The organism is Staphylococcus muscae (genome assembly GCF_003019275.1).
Classification (GTDB): domain Bacteria; phylum Bacillota; class Bacilli; order Staphylococcales; family Staphylococcaceae; genus Staphylococcus; species Staphylococcus muscae.
Window position 1 is genome coordinate 1304174 of sequence record NZ_CP027848.1, and the last position, 19386, is coordinate 1323559.

At 37.5% G+C, this 19386-nt stretch carries 17 protein-coding genes; 9 read left to right on the top strand and 8 right to left on the bottom strand.

Annotated elements, in window-relative coordinates; translation table 11 throughout:
* Window positions 1-44: 44 nt before the first annotated feature.
* Window positions 45-656 (top strand): YIP1 family protein, encoded by a 612-nt coding sequence (locus C7J88_RS06555; RefSeq protein WP_095117956.1) that lies wholly within the window; start codon window positions 45-47, stop codon window positions 654-656.
* Between the two features lie 124 nt (window positions 657-780).
* On the opposite strand, the gene C7J88_RS06560 is transcribed toward C7J88_RS06555, so the two are convergent.
* Together C7J88_RS06560 and C7J88_RS06565 are read right to left on the bottom strand one after the other, a co-directional pair.
* Window positions 781-1233 (bottom strand): DUF1648 domain-containing protein, encoded by a 453-nt coding sequence (locus tag C7J88_RS06560; protein WP_095117958.1) that lies wholly within the window; start codon window positions 1231-1233, stop codon window positions 781-783.
* The gene (locus C7J88_RS06565) at window positions 1226-2083 is read right to left on the bottom strand and encodes a fructosamine kinase family protein (RefSeq protein ID WP_095117960.1); all 858 of its coding nucleotides are present in this window, start codon (window positions 2081-2083) and stop codon (window positions 1226-1228) included. Before C7J88_RS06565 ends, C7J88_RS06560 begins: the two co-directional genes overlap by 8 nt.
* Before the next feature lie 129 nt (window positions 2084-2212).
* On the opposite strand from C7J88_RS06565, the gene C7J88_RS06570 reads away from it, so the two are divergent.
* Window positions 2213-2875 (top strand): NAD(P)H-dependent oxidoreductase, encoded by a 663-nt coding sequence (locus tag C7J88_RS06570; protein WP_095117963.1) that lies wholly within the window; start codon window positions 2213-2215, stop codon window positions 2873-2875.
* 126 nt (window positions 2876-3001) lie between these two features.
* On the opposite strand, the gene lip is transcribed toward C7J88_RS06570, so the two are convergent.
* Entirely contained in the window at window positions 3002-4801 is a 1800-nt protein-coding gene (gene lip, locus C7J88_RS06575) for a YSIRK-targeted triacylglycerol lipase (protein ID WP_095117966.1), read from the bottom strand.
* 210 nt (window positions 4802-5011) lie between these two features.
* On the opposite strand from lip, the gene C7J88_RS06580 reads away from it, so the two are divergent.
* The 5 genes from C7J88_RS06580 to C7J88_RS06600 all read left to right on the top strand — a co-directional run bounded on the left by C7J88_RS06580 (window position 5012) and on the right by C7J88_RS06600 (window position 11073).
* Window positions 5012-5197, top strand: coding sequence for a VraH family peptide resistance protein (locus tag C7J88_RS06580; protein WP_095117968.1), 186 nt, complete (start codon window positions 5012-5014; stop codon window positions 5195-5197).
* Window positions 5198-5352: 155 nt separating this feature from the next.
* Window positions 5353-6813, top strand: a complete 1461-nt coding sequence (gene nagE, locus C7J88_RS06585; RefSeq protein WP_095117970.1) for an N-acetylglucosamine-specific PTS transporter subunit IIBC — start codon at window positions 5353-5355, stop codon at window positions 6811-6813.
* Window positions 6814-6969: 156 nt separating this feature from the next.
* A complete protein-coding gene (gene galU / locus C7J88_RS06590; protein WP_095117973.1) occupies window positions 6970-7833 on the top strand; it encodes a UTP--glucose-1-phosphate uridylyltransferase GalU in 864 nt (287 codons plus the stop codon).
* 17 nt (window positions 7834-7850) lie between these two features.
* Window positions 7851-9494, top strand: a complete 1644-nt coding sequence (locus C7J88_RS06595) for a phospho-sugar mutase (protein ID WP_095117974.1) — start codon at window positions 7851-7853, stop codon at window positions 9492-9494.
* A gap of 268 nt (window positions 9495-9762) precedes the next feature.
* Window positions 9763-11073, top strand: a complete 1311-nt coding sequence (locus tag C7J88_RS06600; RefSeq protein WP_059108181.1) for an ISL3 family transposase — start codon at window positions 9763-9765, stop codon at window positions 11071-11073.
* Window positions 11074-11857: 784 nt separating this feature from the next.
* On the opposite strand, the gene C7J88_RS06605 is transcribed toward C7J88_RS06600, so the two are convergent.
* Both C7J88_RS06605 and C7J88_RS06610 read right to left on the bottom strand, forming a co-directional pair.
* A complete protein-coding gene (locus tag C7J88_RS06605; protein WP_095117975.1) occupies window positions 11858-12781 on the bottom strand; it encodes an NAD-dependent epimerase/dehydratase family protein in 924 nt (307 codons plus the stop codon).
* Between the two features lie 263 nt (window positions 12782-13044).
* Window positions 13045-13683, bottom strand: a complete 639-nt coding sequence (locus C7J88_RS06610) for an NAD(P)-dependent oxidoreductase (protein ID WP_095117976.1) — start codon at window positions 13681-13683, stop codon at window positions 13045-13047.
* A 169-nt stretch (window positions 13684-13852) separates the two neighbouring features.
* Here C7J88_RS06610 and C7J88_RS06615 point away from each other — a divergent pair, with 169 nt between their 5' ends.
* Window positions 13853-14290: an Rrf2 family transcriptional regulator gene (locus C7J88_RS06615; protein WP_095117977.1), complete on the top strand. Its 438-nt coding sequence runs from the start codon at window positions 13853-13855 to the stop codon at window positions 14288-14290.
* Window positions 14291-14337: 47 nt separating this feature from the next.
* Here the strand turns inward: C7J88_RS06615 and C7J88_RS06620 are convergent, their stop codons facing one another.
* Window positions 14338-15078: an epoxyqueuosine reductase QueH gene (locus C7J88_RS06620; RefSeq protein ID WP_095117978.1), complete on the bottom strand. Its 741-nt coding sequence runs from the start codon at window positions 15076-15078 to the stop codon at window positions 14338-14340.
* Between the two features lie 113 nt (window positions 15079-15191).
* Complete coding sequence (locus C7J88_RS06625) at window positions 15192-15410, bottom strand: YozE family protein (RefSeq protein WP_095117979.1); 219 nt, start codon at window positions 15408-15410, stop codon at window positions 15192-15194.
* Between the two features lie 154 nt (window positions 15411-15564).
* On the opposite strand from C7J88_RS06625, the gene C7J88_RS06630 reads away from it, so the two are divergent.
* Window positions 15565-16080, top strand: coding sequence for a hypothetical protein (locus C7J88_RS06630; RefSeq protein ID WP_095117980.1), 516 nt, complete (start codon window positions 15565-15567; stop codon window positions 16078-16080).
* 51 nt (window positions 16081-16131) lie between these two features.
* Here C7J88_RS06630 and C7J88_RS06635 read toward each other — a convergent pair whose 3' ends face one another.
* Window positions 16132-19260, bottom strand: coding sequence for a YhgE/Pip domain-containing protein (locus C7J88_RS06635; protein ID WP_095117981.1), 3129 nt, complete (start codon window positions 19258-19260; stop codon window positions 16132-16134).
* Window positions 19261-19386: the final 126 nt, after the last annotated feature.

A 19386-nucleotide genomic window follows, 5' to 3' on the forward strand; every position in this document is an offset into this window, starting at 1 on the left:
ATTATGTTATAATGACATTATTCTTTGAAAGGGGTGTTTATTTTATGCAATTTTTTAAACCATTACATATTGAAAGTTTTGAAAAGCAACGTTTCGAGCCTAAAGTAGGAATCAAATTTTTAATCCTTCTTATCATTCTCGCAGCGAGCGCAGCCGTTTCTGCATTTGCGATTGATTTCAACGCACTCATCGCAGAACAAAGCAACGTTCAAGGTGTTGATTCCGAACAACTTGCAACCTATACAAAATACGGTGCGTTAATTGGTAGCGTGATCGGCGCACTCTTCGCACTTGGTTTTATATTCCTTGTCTTATTCATTATTGATAAAATTTTCAAATCTGAAACACGTCCGAAGAGTATCTTTGCTTCTGTCCTTTTACGTGCTATCGTCATTCAAGTGATTGGACTTGTCGCAATGATCATTCAATGGATTGTTGGGTTAGATGCAATGCAGTATTCAATCACTTCATTGAATGTCTTTGACCCTGATAACGAAGCTTTAAAGGCAATCAGCCTGACAACACTTGTCTCTGCATGGTTATTTGGCGTAACACTTCATTCAACAATGCATATTCATAAACGTTGGTCATTGATTTTCACATTCATTTATTTGCTCTTATTTATAGGGCTACCACTTATTTTTGCACTCGTTTAGTTTGTGTTACAGGGGCTGATACATAGTAATCAGCCCTTTCCTTTTGAATATAGAAATCATTACAATGGCAGTAGGTGACTAGAAGTCTTTTATAGTGACAAAGATTTCTGTCCGACTCCCTTTTTTAATTTCTTGCACGCATAAGACGCTTCACGAATAGCCAGATAAAATAGATTAATAATATACTGAGCATACCCGTTAATAGATAAGGTGGTAAATAGCTCTTACCTTGTGATAAATAATAGACGTTTGTCACAAAGATAATCAAAGCACCCACTTCAACAATGATTAACGTAGTGAGCATCTCCGTCGCGTGGGAAGTTGTTTGTGATTCATTCTTTCCTTTCACGTTACGTTCAAGACGTGGTAAGTAATGAAGTAGCGTTGTAATAAGCACCCAAACTAACATGAAAATCAGTGGCAAACTCCATAAAAATGATTTTGCACCATATCGGTCAGGCATTCCTTGATAGCCATAATGTGTTCCCACTTGATTTGGGATATTCCCGTAGACAACTGTTAAATAAATCACAGCTACTAACCATAAAATTGGTATACATAAGTTAACTTTATTCATTGATAATCCCCTCCATTTTTTCTCTTACTGCAGGTAGATACACCGTTCCAAATTTCACAAGATGAACGAGTAATAGATACAATTCATAAAATCGGATCCGAAATGTGGCCCCTTCTTTGAGAGGGTAAGTTTTATCATAAGCCGTATAAAAATCTCGATCAAAGCCACCAAACACTTTAGTGGCACCTAAGTCAAACTCACGATCTCCATATAGCGGAGAAGGATCAAAAAGTGCAGGTGTGCCATCTGTCAAAAACATATAATTTCCTGCCCAGAGATCACCATGTAACAGCGATGGCTCGCTCTTGTGCACCTTCAACGTTTGACTCATGATGTCGTACACTTGTTCAAAGTTTGATGCATCTCTTGTAGACCACAACGCTTCTGCTTCAATACGCTGAACAAGCGGCTTTATACGTTGATTCAAAAACAAGTCATGCCAAGACGTTCGCCACTGATTGTCAAAACATATCGCACTGCCTCGATATGGCAACTCAAAACCAAACTGATCATTTGGACTCATCACTTGATGAAGCTTTGCCACACAACGTCCCAATGCTTCTTGGCTTCCCGTCACACCTTCTTCCAAATAGCTTAACAGTAAATACGCATCCCCTTCGATGCAACCATTTGCGATGACTTGCGGTGCTGTAATGTCCGCCCGTTCAAAAGCGTTTAATCCTGCGATTTCTGCCGCATAAAATTCAGCCGGTTGCTGTGACTGTACAAGTAAAAAATACGTATCTTGCGCTGTTTCAACACGGTACGCTTGATTCACATCACCCCCACTGACTGATGTAATTGTTGTAATGTCTTCAAGTGGTAATTGTTCATACCATTGCTGTTTCATAAAATCACCTCATTCGGTTCTTATCTTCACCATACCCTACTGACTAACTAAACAATCATATTGGTTTGAAACGCCTAGTCAATTCGCTATACTTATTTTGTATCAAATATCGTAAAGGAGTGCGCTATTATGACAAATAAACGTCAACAATTATTAGACACATTCAACTATCGTTTCGCATCAAAACGCTTTGATCCTAACAAAAAAATTGACGATAAAGACTTTGAAACTATCTTAGAAACAGGTCGTCTGTCACCAAGTTCACTCGGCTTAGAGCCTTGGAAGTTCCTTGTTGTACAGGACCCTGAGTTACGTCAAGCATTAAAACCGATCAGCTGGGGTGCTCAAGGGCAACTGGATACAGCAAGCCACTTCGTCATACTATTAGCACGTAAAAATGTTCGCCCTGAGTCACCTTACTTCCAATATCACGTCCGTGAAATTAGACATATGTCGGAAGAAATGGTGTCTGCTATGGTTGAAAAAACAGCCAACTTCCAGCGAGACAATCTTCATCTTTATGAGAGCGATCGCGCGTTATGGGACTGGGCGAGCAAACAAACATATATCCCACTTGGCAACATGATGACTGCCGCAGCATTCTTAGGCATCGACTCATGTCCAATTGAAGGTTTCCAATATGAAGATGTTGCTAAGGTGTTAGCTGACAAAGGCTACCTTGATACAGACGAATTCTGGCCATCTGTCATGGTCGCATTTGGCTATCGTGACGCAGAGCCAAAGCATGCAAAAACACGTCGCCCAGCTGAAGACGTCGTACAATGGATCTAATAACAAGATTGTGAAGAATCAGCTAGGACTTGAGCAGAACCTAAGCCTTTTTAACCATCAAAACAATGTTCCCCATTCATACTTAGAAGCGATTCTATACATGAATGGGGTTATTTTTATAGCTATTTAAGCTGTTTGAGCTTTGGATTCTTCCGCTTCAATACGCATAAGATACGTCGTAATCTCATCATAAAAATCAGTTAATTGTTTCGTAGTATGCTTTGTATCAATGGCATCATTGCCTGTAAAATCACTATGATCCCATCCCATCATTGTTGGCATGACCTGCCAGATTCCTTTTCTTATTGGTGAAGTCGCAGTCACATCAACATGCGCCTCTCCTGTTGGATGTTGTGCTGAAACAACTGATACTAAACCATCATTCGGTCGCCACATATTATCCTTCACTGAGCCAATTAAATTCCCTGTCAGCACGTGGGCAAAAGCCATACCAAAATCAATCATGTGCTTGCCAGATAGCGTTTTATGTGTCGCTTGACCGTTAAATGTTTTGTAGTAAATATCTGGATTGACCGTTGTTTGTTGATTCAACTTTTCAGCACCTGTCGTTGTCAGATCATAAAGTGCTGTATCCTCGGAATCCCAAAGGTTGCTTTTAGCAACACGTTTTCCGTAATCAATCAGCGACTCGCCTTCACGCTGTTTAAATCCCCAATGATACATTCCTAAATCAAGTTCGCCTAAATGATTCCCAAATGTACGGGTAAAGCCATATAACAAATGACGAATGAATGGTGTATTTCCAAGTTGATCTGCAGCATGTGTGCCATTATGCGGTGTGGCGATTGTTGTAATGGATGTAATCATATCTTCATGACCACCTTGATATAGTGGGCTTAATGTACCACCATGTTGCTGTTGATACGCCATTTCATCTTGATTACCATTACGCAAATAATGTTCTAATAAGCGAATAGTTTGTCCACCCATACTATGACCCACTAAATGAATCGGATGACCAGGTTGCCAGTTAGGTAGAATGCCTTTGTACGTCTTACCATAACGTTCATGTCCATATTTCTCCGCATGTGCTGCACCATAATCTGCACGCCCACCTACAATATAGTGATACAGATCAACCACACGTTCATGATTACTTGCCAAGGCACTCACACTCGCCTCATATGTTTCATAGCCTTTGTTACGCAAGTACTCTTGTAAGTTTGCTTTTGTCCCACCCCAATAGTTCATTCCTTTAGGTGCGACATCTCCGACCAATCCCATAAATCCATGTACAAAGACAAATGGGTGTTGGTTTTGTGGTTGTTCTGGATTTGCTGTTTGAACAGGTGTTTCTGCTTTGCTTAATACACGTGCTTGATCCATTTGCTTAGTATTTTCTTTAGCTTCTGATGTCTCTACCGCATCCAAAGAAGTTACTTTCTCTTGATCCTTATCTTCCAATCGTGATACATCGGTCTCAGTATTTTTTGCTTGTGTCTCTTTATGTATATCTGCTGAATTATCCACTGGCGCTGGAATAGGTTCTGGTTTATGATCAACTACTGATTGTTTCTCTTTGTTCTCAAGACTAGGTACAACTTCACTATCAGATTGCTGAACATTCTTATCTGATGTTTGCTTGTTTTCTTTTAACAATACAACATTGTTATGTTGCGACGTTTCTTCTATATTCTTTTGACTTAGTTGTTCTTCAGATGGACTTTCTTCTATCGATGCCTTATTTTCTAAGACAGGTGATGCCACTTGCTCTTGTGTCTGTTGCGTTTGATCTTGTTGTGAAACATTTTCCACCTGTACGTGTTGTGACAATGCATCTGCTTGTACTGTTTCTTCAGCCTGGACTTGAGGTGCGCCAATGACAAAGAAACACGTTGCGACAACAACAGATACTGCGCCATACACAGACTTTCTAATGGAAAAGCGATTATCTTGTTTTTTCATAAATTCATCTCCCAACTTTTGGATTAATCGTTTACTCCTAATATAGCAAATACGCTCTTAAATGCGTGCACCATATCGTAACTGTTCGTTTTCAGTGCCTAACTGTCGCAGATTCAACTGATATATAAAGTTACGCCTGCAGTTGGATGACATACTTAACTCATTCTTTTATACTGAAATTAAGATCAATTTGATAAAGGAGTGCTTCACATGCGTTTGAAACATGTAATTCAAAATGCTTTTGATGACTTTTTAAACATGAAAGTTAATGCTAAAAACCTTATCATCACTGGGGTTATTACGTTCTTTGCAAGCTCAGTTATGACACCATTTTTAGGCATTCCAGTCGGCCTTTTATGCTCTGGTTGGCTTATTGAAAATAAATTAAATGATTGATGACATAAAACCTACAAGAACTTAAATAATCAAGTTCTTGTAGGTTTTATTTTTTTACAAAAGGCTGTAAGCTCTTACAAAGTATTATATAATGATATATGATGTTATTGCACAATAATACAAACTATAAATATTATACGAAAAGGAGTTTTCTTATGCTTAATTACTTACAACGCATCGGACGATCACTCATGTTGCCTGTTGCTGTTTTACCTGCTGCAGCAATCCTTGTTGCAATTGCCAATATCATTGATGCAACAATCGGACAAAACGCAGCTTATGCCTTTTTCTTCAATGCAGGAATGGGTGTTCTTGAAAATCTAGGTCTGCTCTTTGCAATTGGTGTCGCAATTGGTATGGCGAAGAAAAATGATGGCGCCACAGCACTCGCAGCAATCGTTGGCTTTTTAGTCGTTGATAAGCTGTTAGATCCAGCCAATATTGCAGTCTATTTAGGGATAAGTGAAAAAGCAGTCAACCCTGGATTTGCAAATATCGGCTTTGGTAACGTCTTCGTTGGAATCGCTGTTGGTCTAATTGCAGCACATTCTTATAACAAGTTCTCATCTGTCGAATTACCAGATGCCTTTGCCTTTTTCAGTGGCAAACGTCTCGTTCCAATTATGACCGCATTGTTCTCAGTTATCTTTGCATTCTTATTACTTTTCATCTGGCCTTTCGTTTACAGCGCACTTGTTTCATTCGGTAAGAGTATCATTGACTTAGGTGCAATTGGCGCTGGAATTTATGGTGTTGCGAACCGTCTGCTCATTCCACTCGGTCTTCACCATGCGCTTAACGCCGTATTCTGGTTCGATATTGCAGGCATCAATGACGTTGCAAACTTCCAATCACAAACGGGTACAAAAGGCATCACAGGACGCTACATGGCTGGATTCTTCCCAATCATGATGTTCGGTATCCCAGCAGCTGCACTTGCGATGTATCATACTGCACAAACAAAATACCAAAAACAAATTGGTAGTATTATGTTTGCAGGTGCCATCTCTGCATTCATTGTAGGGATTACTGAACCAATCGAATTTGTCTTCATGTTTGTTGCACCATTATTGTATGTTGTACATGCATTGTTGACAGGATTGTCACTGTTTATCGCTGCATTGTTCCACTGGACTGCAGGGTTTGCATTCAGTGCCGGATTGATTGACTTTGTCTTATCATTGATCAATCCGTTTGCCAATCATCCATTTATGCTTATCGTTCAAGGACTTGTATTCTTTGTACTGTATTATGTGATTTTCCGCTTCCTTATTGTTAAGTTAAACTTAAACACACCTGGACGTGGAACGAATATTCCAACATCACAAGTTACAGATACAGCCTCAACAACTGAATCAACATCAGTAAGTAAGTACACACAAACAGCAACAACGATTATCGAAGGGCTTGGCGGAAAAGAGAATATTACGTCTCTTACAAATTGCGCAACACGTTTACGCTTAGAAGTGGCAGACAATACAAAGTTAAACGAAGCACAAATTAAATCTGCGGGGGCTGCAGGTGTCATTAAAAATGGACAACACGCTGCACAAATTATCATTGGAACGCATGTGCAACAAGTAGCAGACGAAATGGAACGTCAATTGGAAGAGTAAATTAAAATTTTTTATAATAAACCAAGAGAGTATATCAATGTTTGAATCAAACTTTATATGTGGTATAGAAACTGAACACTCATCTCTTTCCACATACATTCCAAACACCATATACAATTATTTTAAGTAGTAACTTGTTTTAGAAAGGTGAATAAAATGACAATACGAAAAGCAATTATACCTGCAGCAGGGTTAGGAACGCGATTTTTACCCGCTACAAAAGCAATGCCAAAAGAAATGTTGCCGATATTAGATAAACCAACCATTCAATATATTGTTGAAGAAGCTGCTAAAGCAGGTATTGAAGATATTATTATCGTTACTGGGAAGCATAAACGCGCAATCGAAGACCACTTCGATACACAAAAAGAACTCGAAACAATCCTTTATGAAAAAGGAAAATTAGACTTACTAGACAAAGTACAATATCCAACAGATTTGACAAATATTTTTTACGTTAGACAGAAAGAGCAAAAAGGACTAGGTCACGCCATTTATACAGCCAAGCAATTTATAGGCGACGAACCATTCGCGGTATTATTAGGTGATGACATTGTGGATTCAGAAACACCTGCCATTCAACAATTAATTCAGCAATACGAAACAACTGGAAAATCCGTAATCGGTGTACAAACTGTTCCTGATTCAGAAACACATCGATATGGTGTCATTGCGCCTCAATCGAACAATGGTCGTTTATACGATGTTGCTAAATTTGTCGAAAAACCTGCACAGGGAACTGCACCGTCTAACCTTGCTATTATGGGGCGCTATGTCTTGTCACCTAAGATTTTTGATTATTTAGCAACACAAAAAGAAGGTAGCGGTGGTGAGATTCAACTTACAGATGCCATCGAACGATTGAATCAAGATGACAAGGTTTTTGCTTATGATTTTGAAGGATTGCGCTATGATGTAGGAGAAAAAATTGGTTTTGTCAAAACAACGATAGAATACGCATTAAAAGATCAAGAAATGCAAGAAGAAATCAAAAAATATATTCAGTCTTTAGATTTATAGATAAGGAGGCACACATTTTGAAAGTACAATGGGAACAAAAACTTTCTGAAAGTCTTATCGAACCGTTTTATAATATGCAGACACAAGCAGAAATTGACGAAGGATTTTCAGACTCCTTATCTTTTGGTACAGCTGGTATCAGAAGTACTTTTGGGCTAGGACCTGGTCGTTTAAATAAATTTACAGTACAACAATTTGCACAAGGTTTCTCCAACTATTTACTTGCTAGTACAGAGAATCCAACTGTTGTCATCCATTATGACACAAGGCATTTATCTAAAGAATTTGCCACAGAAGTTGCTAAAGTATTAGCGACAAACCAAGTACAAGTCGTATTACCTGACACATTCAAGTCGACGCCTGAACTATCTTTCGCAGTCCGTCACTTAAAAACAACAGCAGGCATTATGATTACAGCCAGTCATAACCCTAAAAATTATAACGGAATCAAAGTCTATGGTGCTGATGGTGGCCAATTATTAACTGCACCATCCATAGCGTTGAGTGAATGTATCGAAGCTATAAAAGACCCGTTAAACATTCCAACATTAGATTTTGATACATTGCAAGAACAACATTTAATCTTACCGTTAGCAAAAACAGTAACCCATGCGTATAAACAAGCTGTTAAAGCATTAGTAGGTCCGATACACACAGCCAAAACAAAAACAGTCCTAACAAGTTTACATGGGACGAGTCTTCCACTTTTGTCTGATATTTTAACAGAACTTTCATATACCAATTATGTCATTGAACAAAAACAATCTATTCCAGATGGCGACTTTCCAACAGTAGGCATCGCCAATCCAGAAGTGGAAGATACATTTGATTTAGGAAAACAATTGGCTGCTCAAGAATCAGCACAACTTATCATCGCAACAGACCCTGACGCAGACAGAATCGGTATTGTTGAAAGATATGAAGATGGTTCAACAAGATACTTTAATGGCAATGAAATCGGCTTACTATTACTCAAGTTAAGATATCAACAACTCAATACAACAGAAGACTTATACATGCTCAAATCAGTTGTTACAAGTGCATTAAGTGATCGATTAGCAACATCTCTTAATATAGACGTCATGAATGTACTAACAGGTTTTAAATATATCTCAGCACTACTCAAAGACATGTCCGAACAACCATCTCAACTTGTGCTTGCCTATGAAGAAAGTCACGGTTACTTAGTCCAAGATATTTCAAGAGACAAAGATGCCATCCATATTGCTGCCTTACTCATCAAATATAAAGAACAATTGGCACAAGATAACCAAACATTAAAAGATGTTCTAACCGATATTTATCAGCAACATGGGCACTATCAAGACAGAACGCTCTCACCAACTTTTGCGGGTGCAGAAGGTCGTAAAAAAATAGAACAACTTATGGCACATTTCAAACAAATAACATCGGTTGAAATAGCCAATCTTACACCTTTGTACATCGAAAATTATGATACATTAGAATCACTTGATTTAAATACAAATGAAAAAACTACCATTCATTTACCAAAAACAGATCTTATCAAATTTATTTTTAAAGAAGGATTTATTGCTGTTCGACCATCAGGTACAGAACCCAAAATGAAACTTTACTTTTCACTTAATGTCCCTGATTTAGAGTATGTGATTAATACATTCTGTAAACAATTTGATTTGTAGTATTATTTATTTGTGATTTACATGTCAAATTAATAACCTATCTGTATAAATCTCAAATCTCTGTAATTTCACAAGCCAAAGACCACTAAAATTCATTCTAAGAATTTTAGTGGTCTTTATTAAGGGTCTTAATCTTTTGTGGTGGGATGGCATGAAATGCTATCCCGCCTTTTTTATGTTTTAAATCATTTGGATACAAAAAAAGCGCTCACGCCTCTATAATTTTAAGTGACTAAACAAAAAAATAAAGAGGAGACATGATGCGCCTATGTGTAATGATATATTAAAACTACTAAAAATAAAAGATGAAAATATTCAAGTTCTTAAGGTGGAAGAAGATGTAGAAGTGCGTGGTCGGCTTTCTACGGTTGTTTATGGAACACTTTCTTATACACCCAAAGCTTGTATGAAGTGTGGTTGTGTCAATGATGGGCAAATCCATAAGCATGGTAAACGCGTTTCGCGTTTAACACTATTAAAATCTCAAGAATCCAATGTTTATCTTAATTTAGCGAAAGAACGCTTTAAGTGTCTACATTGTTTAAAGACTTTTACGGCTCAAACAAACATTGTTGATAGTAACTGCTTTATTACCAACCGTGTGAAATTAGCGATTCAGGATAAACTCACACGTGTACAGTGTGAGATAGATATCGCTCATGATTGTAGTGTTTCACCGAGTACAGTTAAAAGATGTATTCATCAACTCTCACAATCATTAATAGTCAAACCTTCATCTGGATTGCCAAAACATATCTCCATAGATGAGTTTAAAAGCGTTAAGAACGTGACAACAGCGATGAGTTTTTTGTTTATAGATAATGAAACGAATCAGATTATTGATATCTTAGAAGATAGACGTATTCATAAACTCAAAGAGTACTTCTATCGCTTTGATCGACGTGAACGATTAGCTGTTAAAACTGTAACTGCTGATATGTATGAACCATACATCAACTTCATTCATGAAGTATTTCCAAATGCGATTTTGATCTTTGATCGCTTTCACATTGTTCAGCACCTTAATCGTGAATTAAATAAGCAACGTATTTCTGTAATGAATGCTTATCGCTATCGATCATCAACAGATTACACGAAAATGAAAAAGCACTGGAAACTCTTTCTTTCTGACAGGCAGGATATTAATAGTTATGAATACTTTTGGTCGAAGTCTTTCAAAACGTACACAACATCAAGAGATGTTTTAACATATCTACTAAGTCTTGATCAGCAGCTCTATGACACTTATATGTTAGTTCATCAACTTCGTGAAGCATTGAAACAATGTGACTGGTTACGTTTCAAAGAAACTTTAATGGGTGTCGAAAAGAAGCATGTATCACGTGGTGTTTGGCGTATCATTCGATTCTATAAGAAATACGAGTATGTCCTTTACTCAACAATCAAGTACCCGAAGTTTAACAATGGAGCGATTGAAGGTATCAATAATAAAATTAAGCTTATTAAACGTGTATCATATGGCTATCGCAACTTTAATAACTTTAAAGCGAGAATACTCATCATTTTTAAGCTGTATCAACGTTCTAAAAAGCAAGAGCTATTAAGCTGTGTTGCATAAAGATTACCTCGTAACTTAACATGTCACAAACGCTCATATAACTGTATGGTGTAAAATCATTTCTAATACGAGACGCCTAAGGCAACAAGCCGAACTGAAAATCCATTTTGGCTTCACTTATTCAATAAAGCCAAAATTAGTTGAAGTGAGGCGCCTTGGCAAGTGAGTATTAAAGAAATGATAGTACTCAAAAAGCGTACAATTAATGAATAACTGTACGCTTAAATGAATGTAGTGATTACTACGTGTTATGATTAAGTTAAATATAAAATTAGTTACTTTTAATTATCTGCCCACCACAAAAGATGGACATCCTTTATTAAATATAATAGAAAAGTGTAATTTGTAATCAACTAAGTCACGTGTAAACAAAAAAATCGCATGAATTAAGACGTGCAACACAAGCAATTAATTATGAAAAATGCGACGCACATTTATTTTTCATTACTAGGTCAACTTTATAAAGGAAACATTCACACTTTATTTATTTCTTGGACCGATTAACTTATGGGAAAGAAACATCGGTCTCCTGCATCAGTAATGGTGTATACATATAAGTAACAATGTTTTGAGAAGAAAGAAGTTCCTTCAACAACAATATATGCATGGATAAATCAACCTGTATGATCCTTTCTAAAGTTAAAGGCTGCGTTGGTTACCTGTTGATTGATATATAATATAAGTTAGCTCTATCTGTTTCTTTTGAAATATGCGGTGTACTTCATCACTTTGTTAAGATCGTTCCCTCTTCTCAAAACAAGCCAGCTCAACTTTATATATTCTATTAACTATTTAGATATTCTTCTAAGCCAGTATTAATTGTATACTGTGGTTCATATCCAATCTCTTTCAGTGGTGTAACATCTGCAACTGAATGCTTTACATCACCTTTTCTAGCAGGTTCAAACTGATAATCTACTGTCTTTTGATAGCTTGATTCAAAAGCACTAAAGATATCTTTCAATGATGTTTGATTACCAGTACCAACATTTAATACTTCACCATTCGTCTCAGAATTTTCAACGACAAGTGCAATCGCATTGACTAAGTCTTTTACGTAAACAAAATCTCTCGTTTGTTCACCATCACCAAAGAACGTAAATGTTTCATCGTTGTCAAATTTGCGTTTCATAATAGAAATAACACCTGAATATTGTGAGTTTGGATCTTGTTTCGGACCATAAATATTAAAGAAACGTAGTGCAGTAGTTGGTAAATCATAAAGATGATGATACATTTTCGTGTATTGTTCTCCAGCATATTTTTGCACCGCATATGGTGATTCTGGTTGTACAATACTTTGCGTTGTCTTTGGTAATTGTGGGTTATTACCATATACTGCTGCAGAAGAAGCAAAAACAAATTTTTTAAGTTGTGGATTATGTTCACGGTTCGTTTCTAATAAATTAAGTGTCGCATCGATATTCACTTTGTTCGACTTCACAGGTTGATTAACAGTATCAACAACACTCACGACTGCTGCAAGATGAATTACAACATCGAATTGATGTAATTTAATAATGTCAGTGACTTTTTCTGTATCACACACATCCACTTCAAAAAAGTGATCTTCATCGATAAATGGGATGTTTTCTCTATGACCACTCGCTAAATTATCTAATACAAATACCTCATGTGATTTTGCATGATAATGATCTGCAATATGTGAACCGATAAATCCGGCTCCTCCAGTTATTAATAATTTCATGTTGTCTCAATCCTTTAACTATATTTTTTATTTCTAAATGCCATATAGCTTTCCTATATAACACTGATTATTACGACGTCACGGTTAGTAACATCATATCACTCAATGATACGTGATACAATCCGTTTAACCGCCATACTACGCATACTTATTGAAGAGTATATATTTCATTTTACCATTAATTTTCATTTTAAAAATAATAAAAACTACCTATTCTCTATTTGAAAAATAAGTAGTTTCATGTCTAAAAGTGTATAAATATCTTATTCCGCTTCACCAACAACTGTAAAGCGTGTATTGATAAATCGCCCATATTCTGCTTCATCTACAAGTGCAATCGCATAGTCTGCATAACTAATGTAACTATCTCCTTTTGCATTCACAATCACGTTGTCTTTGCCTAATTGATACGTACCTGTACGCTTCCCTTCATAGTCAAAGTCAGCAGCAGGACTTAAAAATGTCCATGTCAGGCCAGTCGTTTTTTCTAAAATTTCTAAGTTACGCAATGAACCGACTGCTGTTGGTTTGAATACTTCTGGGAACTCGGGTGTTTCGAGTAAGCGTGTCGTTTTTGCTTCATCTACAAACAGACTCCCCGCACCACCAACAACAATCAATCGTGTATCTATACCTTTTGCTGCTTCAATCAAGACATTCCCTGCATCTACGTGAATTTGTTCTTCACCTAATGGCGCACCAAATGCATTTACAACAACATCAAAGTCTTTAAAGTCATTCTGTGTTAAATCAAAAATATCTTTCTCAATCACTGCAATGTTATCGTTAGTCACTTTCGCTTTATTACGTACAATCGCTGTGACTTCATGCCCTCTATCTATCGCTTCTTTTGTGATCAACTGACCTAATTTTCCACTTGCACCAATAATTCCTAGCTTCATCATTAAAGCCTCCTTATCCAACTTGTAACCAATCCATTTACTTGTAATCATTATAGTTACAGGAAAGGTACTTGTCAATAATATTGATGATTTGTTATTAAAACTTTTTACGTTATACTGTACTTGTAACTAATAATATTACATGTCTAAAAATGGAAGGAGGTTCATGATGTCTATTAGTAGTCGCTTTTCTATCGGAATTCATATCTTAACATTGATTGAAACAACTAAAGATGAAGTCATCTCATCTGAATATATCGCTGGCAGTGTTAATGCCAATCCAGCAATGATACGCAAAATTATGGGGATGTTGAAAAAGGCTGAACTGATTGATGTGCGTCCAGGTGTTGCCGGTGCACGACTGGCGAAGGATTTAACGGAGGTTACTTTGTTAGATGTATACAAGGCAGTGAGTGTAGTCAAAGATGATGCATTATTCAATATACACGACAACCCTAGTCCAAATTGTCATGTTGGGCGAAATATTCAAGCGACCATTGAACCTATCTTTCACCTAGCGCAAAATGCGTTAGAACAAGTGCTTGAGAACGTCACAATTGATGCGATTGTCAAAGATATCCAAGCACGTGAAAAACAGTTAAATTAAGCGCTAAAAACCACCTCTTGTCACACTGACGAAAGAGGTGGTTTTGTTTACGATTGCACGTTGTCTTTTTCTGCTAATGCATCCAAAAATGCCTTCGCTTGTTGGTTCACTTCTTTAAAGTCGATACCTTGTTGTTGTGCTGCAAATACACAACCACAGTAGCATTGACGGAAAATGTTATAGTCATTGCACATCGTGATTGAACGCTCATAACCTTTGTTCTTTTTAAAGTCACTAGGCAAGTAATTCACATCATAAAGTTGTTGTACATCGAGCCCAATTTCATTGATGAGCTGTGCGTTTTTCTTCGGTGACAACGTGATGGCACTGCCGAAATAATCATAGCCTAATTCAACAGCGGCTTCTGCTACCATCTCTAGGCGCATACCAAAACATGCCGAGCAACGTTCTCCGCCTTCAGGTGCATCTGTAAGGCCTCGTGTTTTTGCCATTTTCATAAATTCATGCGGCTTATAAGGCGCTTCTATATACTTCACATCTACTCCTGTGCGTTCATTGAAGTCTCTCACAAATTGCTCTTGAACACGCGCACGACGTAAATATTCATTTTTCGGATGGATATTTGGATTGGCAAAGTATATTGCTACATCTGCATGCTCTGTTAAAAACTCTAATGTATATGTACTGCATGGTGCACAGCAACTATGTAATAAAATACTAGGTCGTTCTTCGTTGCGTGTCCAGTTCACAATCATTTTGCGCAAAACTTTATCATAGTTAATCTTTTGATTCTTCATTTTCTCTAATATTGTATCTGCTTGAATCATCATATCCCTACCTATTAACAAAATCATATTAAAATACGACGCCCCCCAACTTGAGTAGTAGGAGACGCCTTATACAGGTGACACATGTTCACTTATGTGATTATGCTGGGTCGTCACTTAGCGGCACCAAATTGCGTATAAATCGCAATTGCTCGTTTAATGTCCGCTAAATTCAATTGACCGAGACGAGAGCCTTCACGAAACCACGCTAATATCTCATCGGAATTATGAAGCTCCTTAGGAAATTGAGAATCTACATGAATGCATCTCGCCAAATCACCTAATGGGGTATCATCACCAATGTAAATTTGCATATATTCATAAAAGCTCAAGTTAAACTTCACCTCATTCACGAGCTAATCAATATTATATCACAATCATAATCTTTGACTTATTATTTTTTAGGTTCACATATCGACTACCACTTGTATTTAGCCGACAAAACGCTATACTATGGTTAAACCATACTAGCAAGAGGTGCTCAATATGCAAAAATTAATCAACATCCTTGTCATCCTGCTCATTTTGATTGGCATGGTTTTTTTCGGAGCCAAAGCAATTACCAATAATGATTCGGAACCTAAAAAAGAACAGTCTCAATCAAAAACAAAAGAAGAGAAAAAGGCAAATTCTGATAAGGATAAAGAGAAAAAAGAAAAACCTAAAAAAACGAACAACGAAGAAACAGTGGTAGATGAAACACCGGTATATGATACTGGGGCAACACAAGAAGACCCTTATACAACACAATCATATGCGGTACCTACTGAAGATGTGACAGATTCATCACAACAATCAGTACAAAATGTTCAACAACCAGATACATCATATGCACAACCTGTTGAACAGGCACCTACTTACACCGCACCACAATATCGTGCACCTTCCCAATCGCAACCATCACAAAATGATGCTAATGACACGAAAAATGAACAACAAACGGATGCGACATCCGATGCATCCGAATCAAGTGATGATCAAAATGATACAACCACACCATAACATGATAAAAGCCCTATTGGACGTCGATCCAATAGGGCTTTTATCCTAATACTATTCAAACAGATTACTTTTCTCTGCTCTTTCCGCCAATTTATGTACCACTGGATTTAAATATGGCTTACCAATGATACCAATTAAGAAGAACACAATACCAAAGACTGTCAGCATCGTTAATTTATGCATGAGTATTTCTGGTACAGGTCCACCTACCGCTTCTCTCAATGCATCAATACTATATGAGAACGGCAGAAATGGATGTATCTTTTGGAAAAATTCAGGTGTCACTTCAATTGGGAATGTTCCACCACCCCCTGCAATTTGTAGTACTAAAATAACAATAGCTAAAGCTTTACCTGGATTTCCTAATACAGATACAAGTGTGTAAACAATTGTTGTAAAAATCATCGCCGAATAAACACTCACTGCAATGAACAGTGATACAGATTCAACAGATGCTTTGAGTATCACAATATCTCCCACCGAAACGATGAAGGCCTGAATCATATTCATCATCATGAAGAGTCCCATTTTACCGAGATATGTTTCACGAATGGTTAAATATGGTTTTAGTTCTTCATGTTTGTTGTGTACGGTTAACAAACTAACGAGTAACAATGTTCCAACCCATATTGCAAGTGCTGTATAGAACGGTGTACTTGCAGATCCGTAATCTTTCACTGGGAAAACATTGTGTTGATCAATTTCAATTGGATGTGCAATGACACCGGCTTGTTTCTTCAAGTCGTTACGTAATAAATTAATCAAGTCTTCTAGCGTATTTTCTTCATCTAACTCTTTAAAAACTTTTTCTGCTTTAATTAAATCTTGTTCCACCGTTGGCAAATCATTGCGTGCGAAGTCTGCTAAGTTCGACAACGCACGTTTCGCTTTCGGTTGGTTACGATCCAACAGTGCATTCAATGTATCATATTTCTCGAAGGCTTCTGGCAGCTTAGCGTTCACTGTGTCTGTTGCTTTCGCAATGTTAGCTTCTAATTCTGGCAAGTCATTTCTAATAAAATCAGATGCACGTGCAACGCTTTGTTTAAATTCAGGGAAATATGCCTGCGCAATAGACATTGCTTTATTGTATTTCGCTTCGACAGTAGGCAATACGTCTCGTAACTTCGTCAATCTTGCATTCGCATCAGACAAAATAACTTGTCCTTTGCGTACGATATCTTTCGTTGTCTGCAACTTTTCTTGTACTGTATCTATTGTTGCAGCACCTTGTTCAAGTGAAGCATCTACACGTTTTGAAACTTCCAGCAATGCTTGTGTAATATCATTTTTAACCGTTGTATTCGCATCAGCTAAACGTTGTCGCAAAGCATCCAACGCATCAATCACATCTTGCGCTTCTGCCTTACCTGTATTCCCAGAAGTAATCGCATCTTGTAAGTCATTCAAACGCTTCGTCATCGCTTTAATCTCTTGTTGCGTATTTTTCAACTTCTCTTGTTCATTTGTTAAATCAATGCCTTCCGACTGTTCAATCTCTGTTAGCCAATCACGATAATCACGCAATGTCTTGCTCGCATGATTCATACGTGCTATCAAGTGTGCCAACGGTTGTTCAAAGGTATCCGGTTGATTACTACCTAAAATACCGTAACTTATATTTTTCGCCGCATCAAGATCTTGTTGTGTCGCTTCTAATTGTGAAGCAATCGTGTCATTGACACCATTCAATGCATGCCCATAGTCGTTCCCCATTTGGTGTGCTTCATCTTGTGTTATCACTTGACCGTCTGGTAACGGCGTGACATCTTGCTCCGTTTGTGTACTCGTCTGAAGCGTATCATAACGTGTCCCTTTTGCACTTTGTTGTGCCGTTTCGACATGCCCCGTTTCATTCGTTTCACTATTTTCTGCTGGCTGCGTTTCAGCACCCGAACTATTTTCGTTTGATGATGGTGCTGATGAAGATGTCTGACCGCTCTCTTGTTGATTTGTATTTGGCTGAGGTGCTGTTGAATTCGTTTGTCTGTGTGGTTGTGTAGATGTCTGGTTGTTAGAATCATTTCTCTGTGCCGCACCTTGGTTTCCTTGTCCTTGATTACGGGTAAAATTATCTCCAAAGTTTTGAAGGTTACCCCCACTTGACGGTACGTTTCCTTGTACATCCTGTTCTTGGCGTTGCGTCAAGTTGTCTGCGAAGTCTTGATTAATTGTTCTTGCCTGATCAATACCTTCTTCATAGACATTGACTCTTTGCTCAATCGTCGGCAACAATTGACTCGCTGTATCCAATGTTTGCATGCCTTTTTCTGTACCGGTAATCGCTGTGTCGACACCTTGATTGATCTGTGGAAAATGATCTGGCACACCACTCGCAACTTGTAACACTCGCTCGATTTCCGGCATATATTCGTTGAGTTTCAATATCAACTTGGCACGCTCGTTAATTGCAGGGATACTTGCATTCAACTGGTTGAGTTTCTCCGCAGCAGTCATTGCTTCATCTTTATAACTGCCTAGATGTCGAAATTGATCGGCATATTGGTCAATCTTATCTTGGTTTTCATCAATATATATAATGGCTTTACGGAACTTTTCAATTTTAGGTAGTGCTTGATATGCCGTATCGACGCCGTCCCGAATTTTTTCATACGTTGGCACTTGTTCTTCAAGTTTGATGCCTAGTCGATTCGCTTCTTCTAATAATACTTTCGTGACAACCTTGTCAAAGCTTTCATTTGCCTTTTTAACAATTTCACTCGTTCCTGCATCTGTCATCTTAGGTGCAATCGCGTTCAGCTTTTGATTCACTTTATACGTGACCTTTGCTTGTTGGGGGTCTTTTCTTAATGTACCTGTAATCTGATGAGAAAATTGTTTAGGAATGTAGAGTGCGGCATAATACTTCCCTTTATATAGCCCTTTATCCGCTTCTTCACGACTGACAAACTGCCAATCGAAATGATCATCTTTATGCAAAGTTTCTTCAATTTTATTCCCTACATTAATCTTCTCGTTGCGTACCATATCCCCTTCATCTTCATTGACGACCGCAATTTTAATATTGTCTGTGTTAGAATATGGATCCCATGTTGCTTCAAGGTTAAACCATGCATAAAATGAAGGTAAAATAGCAAGTCCTGCTAACAATATCAATGCACCCGGCGCTTTTCCAATTCCTTTTAAATCCGTTAAAAACAGCTTGAATGCTTGTTTCATCTTCTGACACCTCTATTCAACATTCATCTTATCACCTATTCTAAAAATACGTCTCTTTTTATAGTGATTTTTAGTTGACACTTATCAACTAACTAGGTAACCTTACATAGTATACAATTTCACATC

Excerpts from the sequence above, each read along its gene's own strand:
- C7J88_RS06605 (WP_095117975.1), bottom strand. The coding sequence starts at position 12,781 with ATGAAATTATTAATAACTGGAGGAGCCGGATTTATCGGTTCACATATT.
- C7J88_RS06635 (WP_095117981.1), bottom strand. The coding sequence starts at position 19,260 with ATGAAACAAGCATTCAAGCTGTTTTTAACGGATTTAAAAGGAATTGGA.
- C7J88_RS06610 (WP_095117976.1), bottom strand. The coding sequence starts at position 13,683 with ATGAAGCTAGGAATTATTGGTGCAAGTGGAAAATTAGGTCAGTTGATC.
- lip (WP_095117966.1), bottom strand. The coding sequence starts at position 4,801 with ATGAAAAAACAAGATAATCGCTTTTCCATTAGAAAGTCTGTGTATGGC.
- C7J88_RS06630 (WP_095117980.1), top strand. The coding sequence starts at position 15,565 with ATGCAAAAATTAATCAACATCCTTGTCATCCTGCTCATTTTGATTGGC.
- C7J88_RS06615 (WP_095117977.1), top strand. The coding sequence starts at position 13,853 with ATGTCTATTAGTAGTCGCTTTTCTATCGGAATTCATATCTTAACATTG.
- C7J88_RS06565 (WP_095117960.1), bottom strand. The coding sequence starts at position 2,083 with ATGAAACAGCAATGGTATGAACAATTACCACTTGAAGACATTACAACA.
- C7J88_RS06580 (WP_095117968.1), top strand. The coding sequence starts at position 5,012 with ATGCGTTTGAAACATGTAATTCAAAATGCTTTTGATGACTTTTTAAAC.
- C7J88_RS06570 (WP_095117963.1), top strand. The coding sequence starts at position 2,213 with ATGACAAATAAACGTCAACAATTATTAGACACATTCAACTATCGTTTC.
- galU (WP_095117973.1), top strand. The coding sequence starts at position 6,970 with ATGACAATACGAAAAGCAATTATACCTGCAGCAGGGTTAGGAACGCGA.
- C7J88_RS06560 (WP_095117958.1), bottom strand. The coding sequence starts at position 1,233 with ATGAATAAAGTTAACTTATGTATACCAATTTTATGGTTAGTAGCTGTG.
- C7J88_RS06620 (WP_095117978.1), bottom strand. The coding sequence starts at position 15,078 with ATGATTCAAGCAGATACAATATTAGAGAAAATGAAGAATCAAAAGATT.
- C7J88_RS06555 (WP_095117956.1), top strand. The coding sequence starts at position 45 with ATGCAATTTTTTAAACCATTACATATTGAAAGTTTTGAAAAGCAACGT.
- C7J88_RS06600 (WP_059108181.1), top strand. The coding sequence starts at position 9,763 with ATGTGTAATGATATATTAAAACTACTAAAAATAAAAGATGAAAATATT.
- nagE (WP_095117970.1), top strand. The coding sequence starts at position 5,353 with ATGCTTAATTACTTACAACGCATCGGACGATCACTCATGTTGCCTGTT.